Here is a 21,801-nt window from a genome sequence, read left to right on the forward strand (position 1 = left end):
CACTTTGACCCAGCACACCTGGCGATTGCTTACCTGCCGTTTTGATACTTCCTTGCTGATCCAGCGTCACCGAACCCGCGTTGCCACCCGTACCGCCCCGGCCGCCGATGGCCAGCGATGCCGAAAACGTCTTCAATCCAAAGGCAGCCGATCGCGCCACGGCGGATCCGCCGATGCCTCCGCCGCCCCCCACGCTCTGGATGAGCATGGCCGCGGCATGGTCTCCGGCGGTTTCCAGCTGGCCGGAATTGTGGCTCTGCACCGTGCTCCCGTCCCCGCCGCTGCCGCCGGAACGCCCCAGACCTACAGCGAGCGACGCCGAGGTGAGCGAAATAGAGATGCTGGTCGCATGCGCGGTACCGCCCGATCCCCCGCCACCGCCGATGCTCTGGGCCACCAGCGCGCGCGATCCGTCACCTTTCGTTTTGATAATTTTGTGGTTATTCGCGTCGACGCTGCCGGCATTGCCTCCTACGCCGCCCACGCCGCCGATGGCCGCGGTCGCGTTACCGGAATAGTAGGGCAGCGCGATCGTGCCCAACGCCAGTGCGTTGCCGCCGGCGCCGCCTCCTCCGCCTATGCTTTGCAGCAAGGCCCCATGCGCGTCTGTGCCGTTGGTGAGGATGTCCGCGTAGTTGTTGAAAAAAACTTTACCGCCGTGGCCGGCGCCGCCCGCGCTGCCACCGGTGCCGACCGCGACAAGGCTGATGCCGGCGGTAGTACTGTCGCCGCCCGTGCCTCCGCCGCCGCCAATGGACTGCGCGAGTACGCCGCCCGCGCCGTCGCCTTGGGTTTCAATCCGACCGCGCGTGGTGATGTCCACCGTTGAGCCATGACCGCTGGCGCCCGCTGCGCCCCCCCAGGAGGCGGCCGCGATGGAGACCAAGCCGAGAGCGCCTGCCGTGCCGCCGTCACCGCCGCCGCCGCCGATGCTTTGTGCCACGATGGCCGTGGCGTCGGCGCCTTTGGTCAGTATTGTGCTGTCATTCGTCAGAGAGATGGTGACTCTGCCGCCGTCGCCGCCGGATGCTCCCTTGCCGCCATGGGCGATCGAGGGGATGAGCGTACCGATGGCTGTCGATTGCGTAGCTTTGCCGCCGCCGCCGCCGATGCTTTGGGCATGGATCCCGTAGCCCCCGGCACCGGAAGTCGTAATACGCCCGGCGCTAGAAACATTGACGGTACCCCCGTTGCCGCTTGACTGGCCATTACCACCCAAGGAATACATACCGAAGGCGCTGCCGCCATTGCCACCGCCACCGCCGATACTCTGTGCGACGATGCCGTTGGCCGATTTTCCGCTGGCTGTGATCGTGCCGGCATTTGATACCGTCAGCGCCGCGCCGTTGGCATTCGGACTATTGGAATCGCCGTCGCCACCGATCGCACCCTGTCTAGCGCCGACGCTGGTGCCACCGTCGCCGCCGATGCTTTGTCCGAACACGCCGTGACTTGCTTCGCCTCGGGTCGTGACCGTCCCCTGATTCGTCAAGTTGACCTCGGAACTGCGACTGTTCGCGCCGCCGTGGCCGCCGACGGCCACTATCGACCGTCCCTTGCCCCCTTCGCCTGCGGCGCCGCCCAGACTGGCGGCATATAGCCCATACGCATCCGCGCCGGAGGTGTCGATTGTGGCGGCGCTGGTGAGCCGCACGCTGCCGCCGGCGCCGCCTTCGCTGCCGGCGCCACCGCTGTAAAAGACCCCACCCGCTCCACCGTTGCTGCCGCCGCCGCCCCGACTGACAGCTTGCACGCCGTGAGCTGCTTTCCCAGTGGTCGTCACGCGAACACCCCCACCCAGGGTGGCGGTGACGCTGCCGCCGTCGCCGCCTTTGCCCGCCTTGCCGCCACGGGTGATCCCGGAACCACCACCCCAGAACCCGTTGCCCCCGTCACTTTGCAGCAGCACGCCGGAGACGCCATCACCCCGCGCGGTAATCTGCACCTTGTCCATCTGGGCGGAGATATTGCCGCCAACACCCCCGGCGCCGCCGTCGGCCCCGTTGAACCAGCTCGATCCCGTCACCTGGCCACCGTCTCCGCCAGCGCTGATCAGAGAAACGCCGCTGCCGCCGCGGGCGATGATGGTCGAAGCCGCGCCATTGGATTTGCCGCTCAGCGCCGCGATGATTTCGCCGCCGTGCCCGCCCGTGCCGGCGCTGCTGCCGGCAGTCTGTATCACGCCGCCGCTGATATTGCCGCCCACCCCTCCTCTGGAGCTTGCGGTGATGCCCGAGCCGGTCGCATCGATACTGCCGCTAAAGCCCAGCGACATCTGGCCGCCGGCCCCGCCAGAACTGGCTGACCAACGGATGCCCGCCGCTTCAAAGCCGCTGCCGCCCTTGCCACCGGTGCTTCGTACCTGCAGGCCATCCGCCCCTCTACCATACGTTGTCACCGACGCATTATTTAAACTGACGCCGAGCATACCGCCGCTGCCGCCGCCCGTTCCTCCTTTCATTCGTGAGCCGCTGTTGCCGCCCGTTGCCGTGACGGCAATGCCATGACCCGTGGCAGAGGCATTGCCCTGTGTGACCGAGCCCGCCACTTCGAGCGCGATTCTTCCCACGCTGCCGCCCATGGAACCGGCGCTGTCCCAGATGATGCCATCGTGACCGTCGCCCCCCTTGCCGGCGCGGGCAGTGAGGGCGATCGCCGCGGCGACATAGCTTTGCGTATTGATTGATTGATTCGAGGCCAGGGTATAGGCCAAATCCTTGGGGGAGCCACCCCGGGTCGAGCTTCGGAACCTGCTGGCATTGCGACCCTCGGAGCCGCTGACTTCCAGGGAAACGGGCGCCACCGCCTGCTGCGCATGCCCGATCGCGGGCAGTGTCAGCCAGGCCGCGAGAGTTGCGGTGATCAGCGCCGGTGACCGTGACGACGATGCATGGGCGTCTTCGGTCAGACCGAGGGCATAGGGCGCCATGGGAGCATTTTTCTTATGGGTTTTCACGTGGATTTTCCGAATGGCAGAGAACGCGGCACCGCCCAAAAGCGGCGCACTACGACAGAAAAGGTGTGTGGATGACGGCGGTCGAAAGTGGATCGTCAGCGCTTAGAAACGCCAGCGCGCGTTTAGCGATAGACCTTGATCGCTGGTGCGTTGGCCGAATTGCCCTTGGTAGGAAACGTTCAGCGAGGCGTGCTCGCTGTGATGCCAGGTCAGGCCTGTCTGCACGGCCAAAGCGTCTCGCGCCACCGGCAGGCCCGCCGTCGTGAAGGACGCGCCCGGCTGGAAACTCATCGACGTTTTAGGCGTCGTGCCACCCAAGGCATGGATCCAACCCAGGCTTGCGTCCAACCCCAGGGTGGAACGATTCGCAAGCGTCCATTGGGTGCCTGCGCGCAGGCCCAAGGTGGTAAATCCCAGATCGAAGCTGCTGCGTTTGCCACGCAGGCCCGCAGCGCCGCTTTCATCGAAGCTGTCGGCGCGGGTGTGGACGTAGGCCAGGCTGGCAAAGGGTTCTAGCGTCGCGGCGCCGAGAGTGGCCGTCGTCGCGAGTTCGATAAACGCCTGGGCGCTGCGTGCGTCATAGTCCGCCTTGACGCGCGGTGAGCCTTCCAGGGCACTACGGCGGCTATCGATCTGATGCCAGCTGTAGGCCGCGCCATAGCGCAGATTGGCCACGCCCATGCCGCTGCTGCCGTAGGCTCCCAAGGTGTAGCTGTCTATCTTGGCGTTGGCATTGCGCGAGCTAACATCAGCGCTGGAATGGCCGAATCCGAATGCCACCCCCAGGCGCGTGTGTGGGGTGACGTCGGTGTCCACGCCAAATATCGCGCCGTTGTAGTGGTTACGCAGCCCCCCGGCATTACCGTCGCTGCTCAGATGGGCACGCGAGCCGGTATAACGGCCCCAGACATCGACGCCCGCGCCCGCTTGGGCCAGCCGGCTGCGATCGGTCAGGGCGTCTCGGGTGATCGCGGACTGTGTCGTCAGCACCCCCAATAGACTGGGATGCAGATCGCCAGAGAGGCGATCCATGGCGCGGCGCGCCGCTGCCGCGTCGGTCGACATGATCAGGTTGTCGAACACGGCGTTGCCGGCGTTTAATCCGTCCATGCCGCCGCCCACCGCGCGCTGATTGCGCGACGTCCCTACGCTGCCAAAGCCGCCTTCTTGACGATCGACCGACAGCGCCAGCGTATTGCCCAGGACGACGGTATTCAAACCGATGAAAATATAGTCATTCGGCACCTGATCGAACGCGCCCGCCACGCCGCCCTGGGTCTGAATCACGGCGAACTGCTTATCGACGGTATGCGGCGAAATGCCCTGGACCTGCAGAGTGCCGCCTTGCACCTCGGCGGTGCCGCTGACACGCAGTTGCGTACTATCGCCCTGGTCCGTGATCGAGGCCAACAGGGTAGAACCCGTGAGCTGCTGATAGTTGCCGTTGACCGTCATCGTGGCGATCGATCCATCCGCGGCCGCCGGTGCGATGGTCCCTGCCACGCGCGTGCTGCCTACCGTGCCGTTGCCGGTCAGCAGCGCATCGGGCTCTACCAGTACTGAGGAGCTGGCGATGCTGCCACTGACGCGCAGCGCACCACCCGCGATGGTCGTGTCGCCGGAATAGCTGTTATTGCCCGCCAGAGTCAGTAGCCCAGCGCCGCGCTTGGTTAAACCACCGCTGCCGCTAATGTCGCCCGACCACGTGGAATTGAAGCCTTGCGTGTTGACGTCGAATAGGGGGGCGAAGCCTTCCGCACCGAATTGGCCCGGGCCCAGGATGGCGCGGCCCAGGTCCAGTAAGCCCCGTCCGTAGGTGGCGCGGTCTGCATAGTCGCCGGCGCGGTCCGTGGTGGTTAACAGCACCTCAATCGTCTGGCTGGCCGTCAGATACGGGAACGCGCCGCGCAATACCGCGGCCGATCCCGCAATTAAGGGTGCCGCCATCGACGTGCCCGACATGACGTCGTATCCGCCGGGGACGGTGGACAGGATGCCCTCATCAACTTCATCCTCCCCGTTGCCGCCGGGCGCGGCCATGCACCATTGCCAGGCGACGCCGCAGCGATTGCTGTAGGCGGCGATCTTGCCGTCGGGGCCCACTGCGACTGCAGCGATTAACTTGTCTTGCAGATGCGAGTAATCCAGATGAGCGACGCGTGGATCGTTGTTATCCAGATAGACGAAGGTCGAGGGGTCTTTGATATCGGGTATGTTGTCTTCACCGCCCCGGATGTACTGGTAAACGCCCGAATTACGGTTTTCTGGACGGATATACGGCAGGATCGCAAGCCCCGTGGGGTTGGCGGAGGCCAAGGGTTGTTCCTGGTACTCGTTGCCGGCGGCGAACACCATCAGGACATCGGCTTCGGCCGCTGCCGCGACCGCCTCGTATTGGGGCAGATCGTCCGCGGCACCCGTATCATCATTGAAAAGCAGAATCTGATAGGGCATCAGCTGATACGTGGGGTTGAGCTGTCCTGTCTCGCGATCCCAGCGAGGGGGAATTGCGGGCGGACCATAACTGCCATTGACGACTTTCAGTTTTAGCTGCGCCGCGTACCGCAGGGCCTTGACGCTGACCGTGTCGTCGTCGTCATCCTCATCGTCGTCGTCCTCACGACCCCCGATCGCTTGCATGGCAAGCAGGGTCGAGTCGTAGGCCACGCCATACATGGGGCCCGTGTTCAAGCCGGCGCCAATGATGCCGGACACGTGCGTGCCATGGCGGCCGGGGTCCGTGACAGGTTGTCCGGGGTCTATGAAATTCATCGACCTGGGATCTACCCGCCCCCGGAAGGCGGGGTGGTGCATGTCCAGACCGGAATCGATCACGCCCACGATGATGTCCTTGCCCGTATAGCCCAAAGCATGTGCGACGTCGGCATTGACCATCTGCAAATTCCAGGGGACCTGCGCGATCGCCGGACCGCTGCCGATGGCCAGGCACAGCGCTGCGTAAATACGCGTCAATCCAAGGGGGGGGCGAGTGGGCATGCCGGACTCCTGCAATTACAAATTTCGAACGAATTTCGAAAGGTAACTGCTGCGCTGACATCCGGCGTTTAAATGCGGGGCGGGTCCGGCGAAGGATCCCGGCGAAAACTAAACATCTGTTAAACGCTCGTTACAGCTGTACAGACATGTGGCGAGCAAGGGCAGGGCAGCAGCTGCGGGCTTGCGGTGGGCGTGGACATAGGCGTACCCTTGGTTCGAGTCGAACATCGTTGGTTAGGTGTATCCCAAACATCCTTTGCGAGCCCGTCCATGACGACCACGACGCATTACCCCGGCCCTCTTCCCTCCGCGCCTGGCGCAGCTCCCGCCGACGGCCACGGCGGTCACGCCAAAGTCGCTCCCGGCGAGATCGCGGTAGGGGTCGTGGTCGGCCGCGCCTCGGAATATTTCGACTTCTTCGTGTTTGGAATCGCCTGCGTGCTGGTGTTTCCCCGCGTGTTGTTCCCGTTCGAGGGGCCGCTACAGGGCACGATCTGGTCGTTTGTTATTTTTTCTTTCGCATTTATCACCCGGCCGATTGGCACTGCGGTATCGATGGCCATCCAGCGGCGCTGGGGGCGGGCGACCAAGCTGACCATTGCCTTGTTCACCTTGGGAACCGCCACAGTCGGCATGGCGTTCGTGCCGAGCTATGACGCGATCGGGCCTTATTCCATCTTGTTGCTATCGCTCTTTCGCTGCATACAGGGGGTGGCGTTCGGCGGCTCTTGGGACGGATTGCCGTCGTTGCTCGCGTTAAATGCACCGCCGAACCGGCGCGGCTGGTACTCGATGCTCGGTCAACTGGGCGCGCCGGTCGGTTTCGCCGTCGCCAGCGCGTTGTTCCTGTTCTTGCACATCACCCTGACCGAGGCGGACTTTTTGGCCTGGGGCTGGCGTTATCCTTTCTTTGTGGCCTTTGCTATCAACGTGGTGGCGCTATTCGCGCGGCTGCGCTTGGTGGTGACGGAGGAATACACACAGCTATTGGAAGAGGGCGAGCTCGAACCCATCGGTGTGGGGGAAATGGTGCGCGAGCAGGGCTACAACATCTTTATCGGGGCATTCGCGGCCTTGGCCAGCTATGCGCTCTTTCATCTCGTGACCGTATTCCCGTTGTCTTGGATCGCGATCAAGGCCTCTCAGGAAATCCCGCAGGTGCTGATTGTGCAGATCGTGGGGGCGTTCCTCTGCATCCTAGGGGTGATCTTCTCGGGCATGCTGGCTGACCGCATTGGGCGCCGCACGACGCTGGGCGTCATGGCAGTGGCGATCAGTCTCTTTGCGTTGATGACACCGTGGCTGCTCGATGGGGGCCCCAGCGCGCAGAATGTGTTCATTCTGCTGGGGTTTGTGTTGCTGGGGCTATCGTACGGGCAGGCTTCCGGGACGGTGACGGCTAACTTTATCCGCCGCTATCGTTACACGGGCGCGGCGCTGACCACCGATATGGCGTGGCTGGTGGGCGCGGCGTTCGCGCCGCTGGTCGCGCTAGGGCTTTCCGTGCGGTTCGGCTTGGTGGCTGTAAGCGTTTACTTGCTCTCCGGGACCATCTGCACGTTGTTGGCCCTGCGTATCAACAAGGCCCTGGAAACGTCTCGGGACTGAAGCCTCACAGGGCAGGCGTGTGTGCTGGCGCTGAAGTCCGAGCGATCCGCTACGGGGTGTGACTTTTTGCTCTCACCGGCCCGGTAAAATGCTGCCGACGTGCGGTAAGCTTACGGTATCGCAATGGGGTACATGGGCAGGACACCAGATCCGCCGACAGCATCCCCAGCACTTTACGAGTCAGAAACTCCGAATCGTAGCTTCTACATTCGTTCAGTCCTGGCTATTTCGGAAATTCAGCAATTCATGTCCGCAGGGTATCTATCCGCCCCGGACGGCAGAGGAAATCGTCAATATGGCATCGGTCAATAAAGTCATTCTCGTCGGCAATTTGGGGCGCGACCCCGAAGTGCGTTACAGCCCGGATGGCGCGGCCATTTGCAACGTATCCATCGCCACCACTTCGCAATGGAAGGACAAGGCCAGCGGCGAGCGCCGCGAGGAAACGGAATGGCATCGCGTGGTCATGTATAACCGGCTGGCCGAAATCGCTGGCGAATATCTGAAGAAAGGCCGCTCGGTCTACATCGAAGGCCGTTTGAAAACCCGCAAGTGGCAGGATAAAGACACGGGCGCTGATCGTTACAGCACCGAAATCGTCGCGGACCAGATGCAAATGCTCGGCGGCCGCGAAGGCGGCGAGGGCGGCTACGGTGGCGGCAGCTACGACGAAGGCGCACCGCGTCAACAACAGCGCGCACCGGCGCAGCGCCCGCAGGCTCAGCGTCCGGCAGCGCCCGCGGCGGCTCCGGCGGCGAATCTGGCGGATATGGACGACGATATTCCGTTCTGACCCCCCCGGCGCGCGGTCGCTTTAGTTCGCAGCGAGCGCCCATGGTGTTGCATCAACAAAAGCCCGTCTCTTCTGAGGAGACGGGCTTTTTGATTACAGACCTGAACCCATCATCCGTAACTGCGGCGACGCACATCGCGCGTTGGCCGCCGCAGCTTGCGCGAAATGCTGATCGCGTCTTTGGCGAAAGGCATTGGCTTCGCTCAAGATCCATTCCAACAACGCGGCGATGGGAGCCGAGGCCTGGTGGTGCGTGGCAAAGAAGTACGATGCCGGCGACGGCGCGAACAGGCCGAACACATCGACCAGCCGGCCGGCCAGAACGTCCTCGAACACCACCGCCGCACGGCCGATCGCGATGCCTTGTCCAGCCATCGCGGCGCCCACCGCTAATTGAGACAAATTAAAGCGCTGGCCCTGATGCAGATCGGGCAGCGCCACGCCGGCATGTCCCAGCCACGTTCGCCATTCGACGTGGGCGGGAGCCCCTTGCCAGGCGGCGTCGTCGTGCAGCAGGATGCCGGGGCGCAGGTCCTGAGGGCGTTGGATCTCCGGATGCATCGCGAGGAAGTCAGGGCTGGCGACCGGAAATATCCATTCATCCAGCACCTTCGCGCTCGTGCCGGGCGCCGCCTGCTCGGGGACGAAACTGATGATCGCATCCACGTTCTTGCCTGATGGCGCTGTGTAATCCAGCGACTGCACCTCGGCCTGTATGCGCAGGGGGATATCGGGATGGCAGCGAAAAAACTCGCCCATGCGCGGCATCAGCCACCGCATGGCGAACGAGGGGGCGCAAATCATCTCCATCGGGGCCACTACGCGCCGATGCCGGATCTCGTCGATGACGGCGTCCATGCCGTGAAACGCGTCGCTCACTACCTGCCGCAAGCGTTCGCCGTCGGAGGTGAGCGCGATATCGCGTGGCAGACGCTTTAGCAGCGCAACGTCGAGCCAGCCTTCGAGCTGTTTGATCTGCTGACTGACCGCGCCCTGCGTGATATGCAACTCCTGCGCGGCGCGGGTAAAGCTGCCACAACGCGCGACCGCTTCGAAGCAGCGTAGCCAGGTTAATAGCGAGGGAGAGAAGCGCGTCTTCATGTTTTTACAGGCGGGTTGATACGTTGATCCCCAGTCTGGTGCGGATTGGTATAAGTCGGTGCACGAAAAACCCTCATGGCGGTGCACAAACTCGCTAAGCGGCTAGTCTGCCGGTTTTTTAACCGTGGAATTAGCGACGCTAATAGTGCCGGCAAGTATAAGTCGTTTGTTTGCCGATTTAATCGCGGCGACTATAGCGCCATCACCGACCAATTCAGGTCGACGTCACGGAGATAAGGATGGCACGGCATATCACGATAGGCGCGGCGCAACTTGGCCCAATCGCCAAAGACGAAAGCAGGCAAGCAGTGGTGGAGCGATTGATCGCATTACTGCGCCAGGCCAAAACGCGCGGTTGCGAATTTGTGGTGTTTCCGGAGCTCGCGCTGACGACGTTCTTTCCGCGTTGGCTGATCGAGGAAGGTCCAGAGCTAGATAAGTGGTATGAAACCGAAATGCCCAATGCGGCCACGCAGCCCTTGTTCGACGAGGCCCGCAGCCTGGGCATTGGGTTTTACATTGGCTACGCCGAATTAACGATCGAAGACGGTCAGAAGCACTACTACAACACCTCGATTCTGGTGGGCGCCGATGGGGAAATCATCGGCAAATATCGCAAGGTCCATTTGCCTGGCCATAAAGAGCCACAGCCTGGACGCGACAGCCAGCATCTGGAAAAGCGCTATTTCGAGCCGGGCAATCTGGGCTTTCCCGTGTGGGATGCATTCGGTGGCGTGGTCGGCATGTGCCTGTGCAATGACCGCCGCTGGCCGGAGACCTACCGCGTCATGGCGCTGCAAGGTGCCGAACTGATCGTTCTGGGTTACAACACCCCGAACGATCATACCGGTGACGGCGCGGTGGATTGCCTGAGCAATTTCCATAACCATCTGGCCATGCAGGCCGGCGCCTATCAAAACAGCACGTGGGTGGTCGGCGTGGCCAAGTGCGGCCTGGAAGAGGGCTCGCTCATGATCGGCCAGAGCGCCATCATCGCACCGTCTGGCGAAATCGTTGCTATGGCAACCACGCTGGAAGACGAACTCGTCACCGCACGCTGCGATCTGGACATGAGCAAGGTCTACCGCGAAACGTTCTTCGATTTCGCGCGCCACCGCGAGCCGCAGCACTATGGCTTGATTGTCGAGCGTAAAGGCGTAGGTCCGGCGCTGAACAAAAAGCCGGCCTGAGCGGATATGACGATGAGCGCACACAGCTCGAATTCATCGACCGCCAGGCGCTCGCATGCGCCCCTGGATGTCTGCGTCAAGGGCATGCCGGGTTCGATCGGCACGCTACCGATCGAAGACATCGCCAAGCAGGGCTGGAATGTTTTGCGCGAGGACCTGCCGCTGCCGCTGGCGATCATCCGCGAGGATGCCTTGCGGCACAACAGCGACTGGATGCGCCGGTTCCTGCAAGAGCGCGGATCGATCTTCGCGCCCCATGGCAAGACGACCATGAGCCCGCAGTTGTTTGATTTGCAGCTCGCCGACGGTGCCTGGGGCATCACGCTGGCGACCTGCCATCAGGTGCAGGTGGCGCGCGCGTTCGGCATCAAGCGCATCGTATTGGCCAATCAGTTAGTGGGCAAGCAGGCCGTCGCCTTCATCCTGCAGGCGCTGCGCGAGGATGCCGAGTTCGATTTCTATTGTCTGGTCGATGATGCCTCGCAGGTCAGGGCGCTGGCGCAGGCGGTGCAGGCCAGCGGCATTGACCGGCCGCTACAGGTGCTGTTGGAAGTCGGCTATGCCGGGGGTCGCACAGGCTGCCGTGACGATGCGAGCGTGCAGGCAGTCATGGAAGCGTTAAAGCAAGCCTCGCCTTATCTGGCGTTGCGCGGCGTGGAAGGGTTCGAGGGACTGATCAAGCCGCGACCCGATCAGGATATCGAAACGCAAGTCGCTGCCTTCCTGCAGCGGATGGTGGCCACCGTGCAAGCTTGCGAGAGCGCCGGCATATTCGCCGACGGCCCGGTGCTGCTCAGCGCCGGGGGATCGTCTTTTTATGATCTGGTCACGCAGCATTTTTCTGCGCTGAATCTGTCGCGCGAACATCTGGTGTTGACGCGCAGCGGTTGCTATCTGACCCATGACGCGCATCTGTATAAGCAGGCGTTCGCGCGCCTGCAGGAACGCAGCCCTGATGTGCGCGAGCTGGGCGATGGGCTCATGCCCGCCCTGGAAGTCTGGGCTTATGTACAGTCGCGCCCGGAACCCGGCAAGCTCATTGCCAATTTGGGCAAGCGTGATATTTCGCCAGACCATATGCCGCCGGTGACAGCATGGTTTCGCCCATCGGCCGATGCGGGCTCGCCCGACGTCTCTCGGGTGGCTGCCTTGCCGGCCGGCCACATCGTCACGCAGTTGGACGATCAGCACTGCCATATGACCGTCCCGACCGATTCGCCGTTGCAGGTGGGCGATATGGTGTGTTTTGGCATCTCGCATCCTTGCCTGACCTTCGATAAGTGGGAAGCCATCATGATGGTGAATCGCCACTACGACATCGTAGGCGCGGTACGTACATATTTCTGAGCAGTAATCATTCGTTTGATACAAGGGGAATAAAGCATGGCAAAACCGCATTCGATGACTCTGCATGCGCTGCGCGTGGCGCTGATGGCGGGTACCGCGCTGGGCGCGGGCGTCTTCGCACCGGTACAGGCGCAGACCGTTACGGCCGTGATGCATGCCGGCTTGCGTTCGCTCGATCCCGTCATCACGACGGGCTATATCGTGCGCAACCACGGCTACATGGTGTATGACACGCTGTTCTCGCTGGACGCGGATAACAAGATCCAGCCACAGATGCTGGAATCCTGGCAAGCATCCGACGATGGCAAGACCTATACGTTCGTGTTGCGCGATGGACTGAAATGGCACGATGGCGCGCCGGTCACCGCGGCCGATTGCGTGGCCTCGATCAAGCGCTGGGCATCGCAAGACAAGATGGGCCAGATGATGGCCGCCATGATGTCCGGGATCGAAGCCGTCGATGGCAAGACGTTCAAGATGACGTTTAACGAGCCCACCGATATCGCCATCCGCGCTCTGGCCAAACCCAGCGCGATCCCCGCTTTTATGATGCCCGAACGCGTGGCCAACACCCCGGGTTCGCAAGCCATCAAGGAAACCATCGGCTCCGGCCCCTTCCGCTTCGTGACCGAAGAGTACAAGCCCGGTGTGCAAGTGGTGTATGAGAAGAACACCGACTACGTGCCCCGCAAGGAACCGGCCAGTGGTCTGGCGGGCGGCAAGGTCGTGAAGGTCGACAAGGTCAAATGGGTGACCATGCCCGATCAGATGACGGCCGTGAACGCCCTCATCAACAACGAAATCGACTTCATCGAGCAGACGCCGTATGACCTGCTGCCCATGTTGGAAAACAATGAAGACATCACGCTGAATGTGATGCCTTCCCAAGGTGGCCAATCGGAAATCCGCTTCAATTTCGAACAGCCCCCGTTCAACAACAAGCTGATCCGTCAGGCCGCGCTCCTGGCCGTCGATCAAAAGGAAGTGCTGCAGGCGCAGATCGGTAATCCCAAGTACTTCCAGACGTGCCCGGCCGTGTTTGGTTGCGGTGGTCCGTACGAAAGCGATATCGGTGGCGACAAGCTCGTCAAGGGCAATCCGGAAAAAGCCGCCGCGCTGCTCAAGGAAGCCGGCTACGACGGCACCCCGGTCGTGATCCTGATGCCCTCGGATAACCCGACCACGGCGCCCATCATGCAGGTCACGGCGCAGCAGCTGCGCAAGGCAGGCTTCAAGGTCGATCTGCAAGCCATGGATTGGCAGACCGTACTGAACCGCCGTGCCTCGCACGAGCCGGCATCCAAGGGCGGCTGGAACATCTTCGGCACGTTTACTGTCGTGCCTGACATCCGGGATCCGCTGTCCTTCATGGGCGTGGCCGCTAATGGCACTAAGGCCTGGTTCGGCTGGCCCGATGTGCCGGAGATCGAAAAGCGCCGTGCCGAGTTCGCGCGTACGAATGACCCGGCAACGCTGAAGCGCCTGGCCAATGAGATCCAGGAACTGGTGATCGACGAAGGCGTCATCGTGCCGTTGGGTCAGTTCTCGAACCTCAACGCCACTGGCAAGCAGATCAAAGGCGTGATCAATGGTCCAGTTCCGGTGTTCTGGAATCTTGAGAAAACCGGTAAGTAAGTGAGTCCGCGATGCCCAGATTTCTATTAAAACGCCTGCTTTCCGCCATCCCCGTGCTGGTGATGGTTGCCATCATCGTGTTTGCGATGTTGCGTCTGACGCCCGGAGATCCCGCCACCATTATCGCGGGTGACGGGGCAACCTCAGCGCAGATCGACGAGATCCGCAAAGCCATGGGCCTGGATAAGTCCATCCTGGATCAATTCGTGATCTGGGTGGGTCAACTGGCGCAGGGAAATCTGGGCACGTCCTTGATATCAGATGCGCCGGTATCGAGCCTGATCGCCGATCGCATGGGGCCGTCCATCGCGTTGGCGCTCTCGACCATCGTGTTCACCGTGCTGGTGGCGATTCCCCTCGGTGTCGTCGCGGCTTGGCGGCAGGGCAAGCTGCTCGATCGCGCCATCATGGCCGGGTCGGTTGTCGGGTTCTCGGTGCCGGTGTTCATCATCGGGTATGTGTTGATCCTGGTGTTCTCCATGCAGTTGGGCTGGTTTCCCGTTCAAGGCTATAAGCCGCTATCCGAAGGACTCTGGCCGTTCGCGCAGCGGCTAATCCTGCCCACGCTTGCGCTGAGCACCGTGTATGTCGCGTTGATCGCCCGCATCGTGCGCACCAGCGTCATCGAGGTCATGCAGGAAGACTTCATCCGCACGGCACGCGCCAAGGGCTTGCGCGAAAGCGGCGTGTTGCTGCGACACGCCCTAGGCAATGCAGCCGTGCCCATCGTCACCATCATCGGGGTGAGTATCGCGATGCTCATCGGTGGCGTGGTGGTCACCGAATCCGTATTCAACATTCCGGGTCTAGGCCGTCTGGTTGTCGATGCCGTGCTAGCGCGCGACTATCCCGTGATCCAGGCCATGATTCTGCTGTTTTCGCTGGTCTATGTCGGTATCAATCTGGTGATTGACCTGTCCTACACCATTCTTGATCCGCGCATTCGTTATTAAAGGGGCGACCAACATGTCTGCTACGACTTCCACGCTGCCGCCGCCCGCGGGCGCCGCGGTTGAGGCGGCCCCCGGTTCCTCGGTGCTGGGGCAGTTAAAGACCACCATGTCGGCCTGGCCGGCGATGCTGGCCATCGTTCTGCTGAGCCTCATTGTGTTTGGCGCGATCTTCGCCCCATGGCTGGGAACGGTCGATCCGACCTTGATGGACCCGGCAATGCGCCTGAAAAAGATGTCAGCCGAGCATTGGCTGGGTACAGACGCGTTTGGGCGCGATGTGTATTCGCGCACGCTGTATGGCGCTCGCGTATCGCTGATCGTCGGGCTGGGTGCCGTTGTGGCCAGTCTGGTGGTGGGCCTGGCGCTAGGCGTGGTGGCGGGATACTTCCGCCGGGCCGATGCGCTCATCATGCGTGTCCTGGATGGTGTGATGGCGATCCCCGGCATCCTGCTCGCGATTGCGCTCGTGTCCCTGTCTGGCGCGAGTCTGTTTACCGTCTTGGTGGCGATCTCCATCCCGGAAATCCCACGGGTGGCGCGGATGGTGCGCAGTGTGATTCTGTCGGTGCGAAATGAACCCTATGTCGAGGCCGCCATCTCGATGGGCACGCGCGTGCCAGTGCTGATGGTGCGTCATATGTTGCCCAACACCTATGCGCCGCTCATCGTGCAAGGCACCTATATTTTTGCGGCTGCGATTCTGACTGAGTCGATTCTCAGCTTCCTGGGCGCCGGTATTCCTCCGGAGATTCCGTCATGGGGCAACGTGATGTCCGAGGGCCGCAAATACTTTCAGATGCTGCCTGGCCTGATTCTGTACCCCGGCCTGCTGCTGTCCTTTACCGTGCTGAGTGTGAACATCCTGGGCGACGCCCTGCGTGATGCGCTCGACCCGCGTTTTTCGCGCCGTATGTGATCGTCTGAAAGGAGTCGCATCATGACAACCCAAACCTCTGACCATCACAAGAACGACACCGCACCCGCATTGAAGATATCCGGCCTGACCGTGCAGGCGGGCAGTGGTGCCTCGCGCCGCAACGTGGTGGAAAATATCTCCTTCGAAGTCTATCCCGGCGAAACCTTGTGCGTGGTGGGCGAGTCCGGATCGGGCAAGTCCGTGACCTCTCTGGCCTCGATGGGCTTGCTGCCCAAAGGGGTGTTGAAAGCGACGGGCGGCAGCATCATGCTGGGTCCCGACGATGTATTGAAAGCCTCGCCCGAGCAACTGCGCGCGATGCGGGCATCGCGCATCGCCATGGTGTTCCAGGAACCCATGACGGCGTTGAATCCGGTGCAAAAGGTCGGCAAGCAGATCGATGAGGTACTGCGTCTGCATAGCCGCCTGAGTGCGGCCGAGCGGCGCAAGCAGGTGCTGGATATGATGCAGGCCGTGCACTTGCCGGACATCGAGCGCGTCTACAACTCCTATCCGCACCAGTTGTCTGGCGGACAGCGTCAGCGCATCGTGATCGCCATGGCCTTGATCATGAAGCCACAGGTCTTGATCGCCGATGAACCCACCACGGCGCTGGATGTCACGACGCAAAAACAGATTCTTTCGTTGATTCGCGAACTGCAGCAGCGTCAGCGAACGGCTGTCGTTTTCATCACCCATGACTTTGGCGTGGTGTCCGAAATCGCTGACCGTATCGTGGTGATGAATCGGGGCAGCGTGGTCGAGACCGGCACGCGGGATCTGATTCTCGCGCAGCCCACACAGGCGTATACGCGTATGCTGGTGTCGTCGGTACCGAGTCTGGTGCCACAGCAACGACCCGCGCCCGATGGCGAAAAAGTGCTGGAAATTATCGGTCTGGACAAGACCTATCAGGAAAAGCCGTTATTCGGCGCTGGCCGCATCGTCGCCGCTGCCAGCAATGTGGCGCTGACCGTGCGGCGCGGCGAGATCACCGGTGTGGTGGGCGAATCCGGATCCGGAAAATCGACCGTGGCCCGCTGCGTGGTGCGATTGATCCAGCCGACGGGCGGATCCATTTTCTTGAATGACGAAGACATTGTGCGCATTTCCGAGACCGAAATGCGCCAGCGCCGCACACGGGTGCAGATGATCTTCCAGGACCCGTACCGTTCATTGAACCCGAGGCGTCCCGTGGGCGAATCGCTGACCGAAGGGTTGATCAATTTTGGCGTGCCGGTGTCCGAGGCGCGCCATCGCGCGGCCGAGGCGCTGGAACTCGTTGGCCTGAGCCGCGATGTGATGCAACGCTATCCCCATCAGTTCTCCGGTGGTCAGCGTCAGCGCCTGTGCATTGCGCGCGCCGTCGTGATGGAGCCGGACCTGCTGGTGGCGGACGAAGCGGTTTCGGCGCTCGATGTGTCCGTTCAGGATCAGGTGCTCAAACTGCTGGAGGAAATCCGTGTGCGAACGGGCGTGGGCATCCTTTTCATTACCCACGACTTGCGCGTGGCTGCGCAAATCTGCGACAGCATTGTGGTGATGCAGAAGGGACGCGTGGTCGAGTCAGGTCCTGCTTCACAAGTGTTGACCGCACCGCAGCAGCCGTATACCCGCGCGCTGATCGAGGCGGCGCCGGGACGCGACTGGGATTTCCGCAATTTCTGCGCGTTGCGGGCGGCTTAACGGCCAGCGATGCTGCGTGGATGCCTTGCCAATGCTTTATCGCTCACGCGGGGCGCGTGGGTCGGTTTCTGGTGAATCTTGACAGTATAGGAGCGCGAGATGCGCATAGTGGTCGGTGGTTTCCAGCATGAAACGAATACGTTTGCGCCGAGTAAAGCGGACTTTCGCGCGTTTGAACTCGGTGGTGGCTGGCCAGGCATCGTGCGCGGGCCGGCAATTTTGCCCGCACTGAAAGGCGCCAACATTCCTGCCGCGGGCTTTATCGCAGCCGCGCAGGCGCTCGGCTATACCATCGTGCCAGCGGTGTGGGGCGCAGCGAGTCCGTCGGCGCACGTCACGCGTGAGGCATTTGAACGCATCATGGCCATGATGCTCGAAGACATCGCCGCTGCGTTGCCGGTCGACGGTGTCTATCTGGACCTGCATGGCGCCATGGTCGCCGAGCATTATGACGATGGTGAGGGCGAAGTGCTGCGTCGCGTGCGCGCGTTGATCGGTCCGGACGTGCCCTTGGTCGCCAGCTTGGATCTGCATGCGAACGTCACCCAGCAGATGATTCGCGAAGCCGACGCCTTGGTGGCCTATCGTACGTATCCGCACGTGGATATGGCCGATACCGGCGCGCGCGCTTGTGCCTTTATGGGCCGGCGCCTTCGGGGCATGCCGCGACCGCCGGTTGCCGTACGCCAGATATCGTATCTGTTGCCCACTTGCTGGCAAAGCACGATGGCGATGCCGGCCAAAGGTCTTTACGAGCGCCTGGAAGCGTTGGAATCCGCGCCGGAAGTTTCGAGCATGTCTTTCTGCATGGGCTTTCCCGCAGCGGACTTCCCCGATTGCGGTGCGCTGGTATGGGCGTATGCGGACACGCAGGCTGCCGCTGATGCCGCCGCGGATGCGCTGGCCGCCGATGTCGAAGCCGCTGAAGCCGCTTTCGCCGGTAAGCTCTATTCGCCTGACGAGGCCGTGTTGCGCGCCGTTGAACTGGCCGCTGGCGCCGACCGGCCCATCGTGATTGCCGATGCGCAAGACAATCCTGGCGCGGGTGGCGATTCCGATACGACCGCCATTTTGCGCGCGCTGGTGCGCTATAACGTCCCACGCAGTGCATTGGGGTTGATGGTCGATCCGGCCGCTGCGGAATTGGTGCATCAGGCAGGCGAGGGTGCCACCGTGCGTTTGGCGTTGGGCGGGCATTCTGGTGTTCCGGGTGATGCGCCGTTCGAGGCGGACTTCGTGGTGGAACGTCTGTCCGATGGCAAGCTGACCGCCACTGGTCCATACCTCCTGGGTGTGCGCATGGACTTGGGCCCGAGCGCTTGTTTGCGTATCGGCGAAGTGCGTGTCGTGCTCTCTTCTTACAAGGCGCAGATGGCCGATCAGGCGATGTTCCGTTACGTCGGCATCGAGCCGACCGAGCAAGATGTGTTGGTGCTCAAGAGCTCCACGCATTTTCGCGCGGACTTCACGCCCATCGCCGCGGATATCTTGATCTGTGCGGCGCCAGGCCCTATGCCGATGGATCCGATGGAACTGCCGTGGACCAACTTGCGCGAAGACGTGCACATGTGTCCGGGTGGTCCGACGTTCGCGCAGTTCAAGGCGGCGAGGGCGGTTGTAGGAAGTGATTGATTGTGAAGCCAGGTCCTGGGCGTCGATGACATGACGCTTATGGCTTAGTGCTTCTTATGACGGCGGCCCATATAAAAACTAGATGGTCGCCGCTTGAATATCGCCGAGCCTGCGCTGCGGGCGAAAAGCCGCTCCATCATCTGCACGCTTCTCGTGCCTTGTTTCCCATTTCCCTCCTTCTGATTTTTTTCCATCGCTTTGGCAAGTGGATAGGAGTCAATCTCTAGGCCTCGCGCCTAAAGAACGCGGTGTGATCGAACTTTCGAAGGTGATCCAGTTCTCCTGCTTCATCCCATTGGCTAGGCGGGCAATCGCAATGCTGCGTGGGGTCACCGTCGGAGAAGTAACGCGGAATCAGTGACGGATTTGTCTCTGCGTAAGACTCATCCGATTGTTGAAAAAAGAAAAGCATCCCACAATCCTTCCACAGTTTGGGGCGTCCGAATCGTGCGCCGATGGGTGTAGTCCAGCCCGTTATCAAAGACGTTTGTTTTCCTGGTCCGTAGTGCCCCGCAACTGCGGTGTCAGCCCATCAACGCGGGAATAAAGGTTGAATCATGAGCGATACCCAAGAAATCGTTGAGCAATTGAAACGTATTGAGGCGAGCGTTTCAGCAAGGCAGGAAATTGAGGAGCTTACTTCGGCAGAACTTGATGAGATATCGGGTGCTCGACGCGATTGGTTTGTTAAGGCCAACTGGCCACGGGCATTCTAATAAATCGGTGCAATGAGATGGGCGGTAGCGGGTCACATCCTCGTGGCCGCCCTCGCTGAGGAGGGTACGGAAGTGCGACATGTAGAGATAATTCTCAAGGTTGCCGAACGATGCAATCTGAACTGCACCTATTGTTATTTCTTCAACAAAGAAAATCGAGACTACGAAAACAATCCAGCGCTGATTTCGATCGAGACGATCAAAAAGACTGTGCTTTTCTTACGCTCCGCCGGAGATCTTTCGGACACGGTATTCCAGATCGATATACATGGAGGCGAGCCGCTTCTACTAGGACCAAAGCGCTTCGCGGAAATGGTAGGAACAATCAAAGAAGGCCTTCGGGAGGCGAGGGAAGTCAACTTCACAGTGCAGACGAACGCCGTGCTATTGAACCGGACGTGGATCGATGTATTGGCGCAGCATAGGGTTCACGTTGGAATAAGCGTGGATGGGCCGAAGAAAAAGCATGACGAAAATCGTATCGATCGCCGAGGACGAGGCACCTACGACAGGATGGTGCCAAATATCCATGCTGTTCGCGATGCCGTGGCGCACGGTACCCTTCCGAGTTTCGGCGCAATTTGCGTACTTAGCCCCGATACGGATGCTCGTGCTACCTATGATTGCCTGACGCACGAGTTAGGTTTCTCCCGTATCAGATTCTTGTTTCCGGACGATACGCATGATTCGGTAAATCGGGAGGATCTCGATCAGTACGCGCGCATCGCTGGCGAGCTCTTTGACTGCTGGGAAAAAGACGATCGGAAGATCGTGCGCGTTCAGATTTTCAATCAGGCCTTACAGGCGCTGCTCGCGCGAGAAGACGAGTCTCATGAGGCTGTCGATACGTTTCTTTCAAGTTCGGGAATGGCTTTCACAATCTCAAGCTCGGGCGACCTAGGTCACGACGACACGCTCCGGAACGTGGTCCCGGCCCTGTTTCGTTCGGGTATGAACGTGGCAGATGTGGGATTTTCGGAATTTTGCGATTGGTACAACCGAACTAACGTTGCGCTGGCTCCGCGCGCACCTGTGGCGACGTGTGCTTCGTGTCCTTGGAGCAAGGTGTGCAGGCAAGTTACTAAAGCTGACACCGCTCTGCATTGGATGAAAAACGGCATTGTCGACAGCCCATCCATATATTGCAGTGCCCTAAAGACAATCTATATGAAGAGCGCCGAGTATCTTGTGAAGCGCGCCATATCCGTCGCCGAAGTGTCGCGAAATCTGAATTCATCAAGCTCGAAGCAGAACCATGATGCCTTGTAGAAACTTCGTCGTTTGGATGGTCGCGGCCTGCGCCTCGCTCGGTCTAGTAACAGAAGCCTATAGCGGCTGCGGCTCCGAATGGGTTCAGGGATCTCCACTATTTAGCGCCCCTATCGAATACGATGATCCGCATAGAAAATCGAATCCCACCGTTCGTGTATTCGTCGATGGGAGCGCGGTCAAGATGATGCTCGATACAGGAGCTTCCTCCAGCCTATTATGGGACGCTTCAATAGTGAAAGATGTGCCCGAGCCTGATTCGAATCGCGTAGATTCTCACGTTGGTTCTTCCGAGGCAAAACGAGTCGGTGCTACGCTGGCCGACCATTCTGGCCACGCTCTCTCCCAGGAATTCTTTCTGGTGTCAGATTCGGTGCTTTCTCAGTATGGTTACTCAGGCATCTTAAGCCCTCAGCAACTCGCAGGGGATAACCGGTTGGTGGTTGACCTGCTCAATGACTGTTTAATAGTGGCACGGTCGTTCGATGTTCACTCGGACACTCGGTTCGCGCTATTTCCAGGTCGGACACTTGCAAATTCATACGGCGTGATGGCAATTCCTCTGGAAATCGCAGGGGGACGGATACCGGTGATCGTAGATACCGGTGCTTCGGTAAGCTCTCTCCTCGCTTCCTTGGTGAAAAATAGGCCTCAAGGGGCTGAGGCCCCAAGAGCAATGGACGTATTTGGATCCATCATGCCCACGCAGCGGATGCGTCTTGTCAATCTGAAGATCAACGGGAAAGAGTTCAGATCGCATCCTGTGATTCCTAGGCCGACAGTGGATGATCGGGGGATCACGGACTTTGGCTATATCGGGATGGATATTTTGAAGAATCTAGTGATCTATCACGATGGAGCTCGCGGCGATTTCAGTTTGCTCGTCCCGAGGAACGACCATAAACGTGGTGCTTCATCACGCATGTTGAGATCTATTCAGAGGTCAGCGCACGATGTTTCGGCCGGCAGCCATTGAGGCACGTCGAACCGCGTCTTGGGGCG

15 protein-coding genes are annotated in these 21,801 nt (G+C 60.8%); 12 read left to right on the forward strand and 3 right to left on the reverse strand.

What is annotated here, in order from left to right:
• Nucleotides 1-2,956: beta strand repeat-containing protein (locus tag GOQ25_RS07215; protein WP_370519913.1), on the reverse strand; the 2,956-nt coding region annotated here is incomplete at its 3' end.
• 102 nt (nucleotides 2,957-3,058) lie between these two features.
• Nucleotides 3,059-5,953 (reverse strand): autotransporter domain-containing protein, encoded by a 2,895-nt coding sequence (locus tag GOQ25_RS07220; RefSeq protein ID WP_160349790.1) that lies wholly within the window; start codon nucleotides 5,951-5,953, stop codon nucleotides 3,059-3,061.
• A 270-nt stretch (nucleotides 5,954-6,223) separates the two neighbouring features.
• Here GOQ25_RS07220 and GOQ25_RS07225 point away from each other — a divergent pair, with 270 nt between their 5' ends.
• Nucleotides 6,224-7,561, forward strand: a complete 1,338-nt coding sequence (locus GOQ25_RS07225) for an MFS transporter (protein WP_160349791.1) — start codon at nucleotides 6,224-6,226, stop codon at nucleotides 7,559-7,561.
• Nucleotides 7,562-7,856: 295 nt separating this feature from the next.
• Nucleotides 7,857-8,354, forward strand: coding sequence for a single-stranded DNA-binding protein (gene ssb / locus GOQ25_RS07230; RefSeq protein ID WP_160349792.1), 498 nt, complete (start codon nucleotides 7,857-7,859; stop codon nucleotides 8,352-8,354).
• A gap of 93 nt (nucleotides 8,355-8,447) precedes the next feature.
• On the opposite strand, the gene GOQ25_RS07235 is transcribed toward ssb, so the two are convergent.
• Nucleotides 8,448-9,455 carry a LysR family transcriptional regulator gene (locus tag GOQ25_RS07235; RefSeq protein WP_160349793.1) on the reverse strand — a complete coding sequence of 336 codons (1,008 nt, stop codon included), beginning with the start codon at nucleotides 9,453-9,455 and terminating at the stop codon, nucleotides 8,448-8,450.
• A gap of 239 nt (nucleotides 9,456-9,694) precedes the next feature.
• Here GOQ25_RS07235 and GOQ25_RS07240 point away from each other — a divergent pair, with 239 nt between their 5' ends.
• The 10 genes from GOQ25_RS07240 (at nucleotide 9,695) to GOQ25_RS07285 (ending at nucleotide 21,775) form a co-directional block, all read left to right on the forward strand.
• Nucleotides 9,695-10,645 (forward strand): N-carbamoyl-D-amino-acid hydrolase, encoded by a 951-nt coding sequence (locus GOQ25_RS07240; RefSeq protein WP_160349794.1) that lies wholly within the window; start codon nucleotides 9,695-9,697, stop codon nucleotides 10,643-10,645.
• Between the two features lie 12 nt (nucleotides 10,646-10,657).
• Nucleotides 10,658-11,992 (forward strand): amino acid deaminase, encoded by a 1,335-nt coding sequence (locus GOQ25_RS07245; RefSeq protein WP_160349795.1) that lies wholly within the window; start codon nucleotides 10,658-10,660, stop codon nucleotides 11,990-11,992.
• Between the two features lie 36 nt (nucleotides 11,993-12,028).
• Nucleotides 12,029-13,627: an ABC transporter substrate-binding protein gene (locus tag GOQ25_RS07250; RefSeq protein WP_160349796.1), complete on the forward strand. Its 1,599-nt coding sequence runs from the start codon at nucleotides 12,029-12,031 to the stop codon at nucleotides 13,625-13,627.
• Nucleotides 13,628-13,638: 11 nt separating this feature from the next.
• A complete protein-coding gene (locus GOQ25_RS07255; protein ID WP_160349797.1) occupies nucleotides 13,639-14,580 on the forward strand; it encodes an ABC transporter permease in 942 nt (313 codons plus the stop codon).
• 13 nt (nucleotides 14,581-14,593) lie between these two features.
• Nucleotides 14,594-15,496, forward strand: a complete 903-nt coding sequence (locus GOQ25_RS07260; protein ID WP_160349798.1) for an ABC transporter permease — start codon at nucleotides 14,594-14,596, stop codon at nucleotides 15,494-15,496.
• A 21-nt stretch (nucleotides 15,497-15,517) separates the two neighbouring features.
• Nucleotides 15,518-17,182, forward strand: coding sequence for an ABC transporter ATP-binding protein (locus GOQ25_RS07265; protein WP_160349799.1), 1,665 nt, complete (start codon nucleotides 15,518-15,520; stop codon nucleotides 17,180-17,182).
• A 99-nt stretch (nucleotides 17,183-17,281) separates the two neighbouring features.
• The gene (locus GOQ25_RS07270; protein WP_160349800.1) at nucleotides 17,282-18,814 is read left to right on the forward strand and encodes a M81 family metallopeptidase; all 1,533 of its coding nucleotides are present in this window, start codon (nucleotides 17,282-17,284) and stop codon (nucleotides 18,812-18,814) included.
• Between the two features lie 557 nt (nucleotides 18,815-19,371).
• Complete coding sequence (locus tag GOQ25_RS07275) at nucleotides 19,372-19,530, forward strand: hypothetical protein (RefSeq protein ID WP_160349801.1); 159 nt, start codon at nucleotides 19,372-19,374, stop codon at nucleotides 19,528-19,530.
• A gap of 42 nt (nucleotides 19,531-19,572) precedes the next feature.
• Entirely contained in the window at nucleotides 19,573-20,799 is a 1,227-nt protein-coding gene (locus tag GOQ25_RS07280) for a radical SAM protein (RefSeq protein WP_160349802.1), read from the forward strand.
• Nucleotides 20,786-21,775 (forward strand): aspartyl protease family protein, encoded by a 990-nt coding sequence (locus tag GOQ25_RS07285; RefSeq protein WP_160349803.1) that lies wholly within the window; start codon nucleotides 20,786-20,788, stop codon nucleotides 21,773-21,775. The genes GOQ25_RS07280 and GOQ25_RS07285 overlap by 14 nt, the downstream gene beginning before the upstream one ends.
• The last annotated feature ends 26 nt before the right edge of the window (nucleotides 21,776-21,801 follow it).

The organism is Bordetella sp. 15P40C-2 (assembly GCF_009763235.1).
Lineage (GTDB): Bacteria > Pseudomonadota > Gammaproteobacteria > Burkholderiales > Burkholderiaceae_B > Bordetella_A.

Coding starts and splice junctions, on each gene's coding strand:
- GOQ25_RS07220 (WP_160349790.1), bottom strand. CDS start 5,953: ATGCCCACTCGCCCCCCCCTTGGATTGACGCGTATTTACGCAGCGCTG.
- GOQ25_RS07225 (WP_160349791.1), top strand. CDS start 6,224: ATGACGACCACGACGCATTACCCCGGCCCTCTTCCCTCCGCGCCTGGC.
- ssb (WP_160349792.1), top strand. CDS start 7,857: ATGGCATCGGTCAATAAAGTCATTCTCGTCGGCAATTTGGGGCGCGAC.
- GOQ25_RS07235 (WP_160349793.1), bottom strand. CDS start 9,455: ATGAAGACGCGCTTCTCTCCCTCGCTATTAACCTGGCTACGCTGCTTC.
- GOQ25_RS07240 (WP_160349794.1), top strand. CDS start 9,695: ATGGCACGGCATATCACGATAGGCGCGGCGCAACTTGGCCCAATCGCC.
- GOQ25_RS07245 (WP_160349795.1), top strand. CDS start 10,658: ATGAGCGCACACAGCTCGAATTCATCGACCGCCAGGCGCTCGCATGCG.
- GOQ25_RS07250 (WP_160349796.1), top strand. CDS start 12,029: ATGGCAAAACCGCATTCGATGACTCTGCATGCGCTGCGCGTGGCGCTG.
- GOQ25_RS07255 (WP_160349797.1), top strand. CDS start 13,639: ATGCCCAGATTTCTATTAAAACGCCTGCTTTCCGCCATCCCCGTGCTG.
- GOQ25_RS07260 (WP_160349798.1), top strand. CDS start 14,594: ATGTCTGCTACGACTTCCACGCTGCCGCCGCCCGCGGGCGCCGCGGTT.
- GOQ25_RS07265 (WP_160349799.1), top strand. CDS start 15,518: ATGACAACCCAAACCTCTGACCATCACAAGAACGACACCGCACCCGCA.
- GOQ25_RS07270 (WP_160349800.1), top strand. CDS start 17,282: ATGCGCATAGTGGTCGGTGGTTTCCAGCATGAAACGAATACGTTTGCG.
- GOQ25_RS07275 (WP_160349801.1), top strand. CDS start 19,372: ATGAGCGATACCCAAGAAATCGTTGAGCAATTGAAACGTATTGAGGCG.
- GOQ25_RS07285 (WP_160349803.1), top strand. CDS start 20,786: ATGATGCCTTGTAGAAACTTCGTCGTTTGGATGGTCGCGGCCTGCGCC.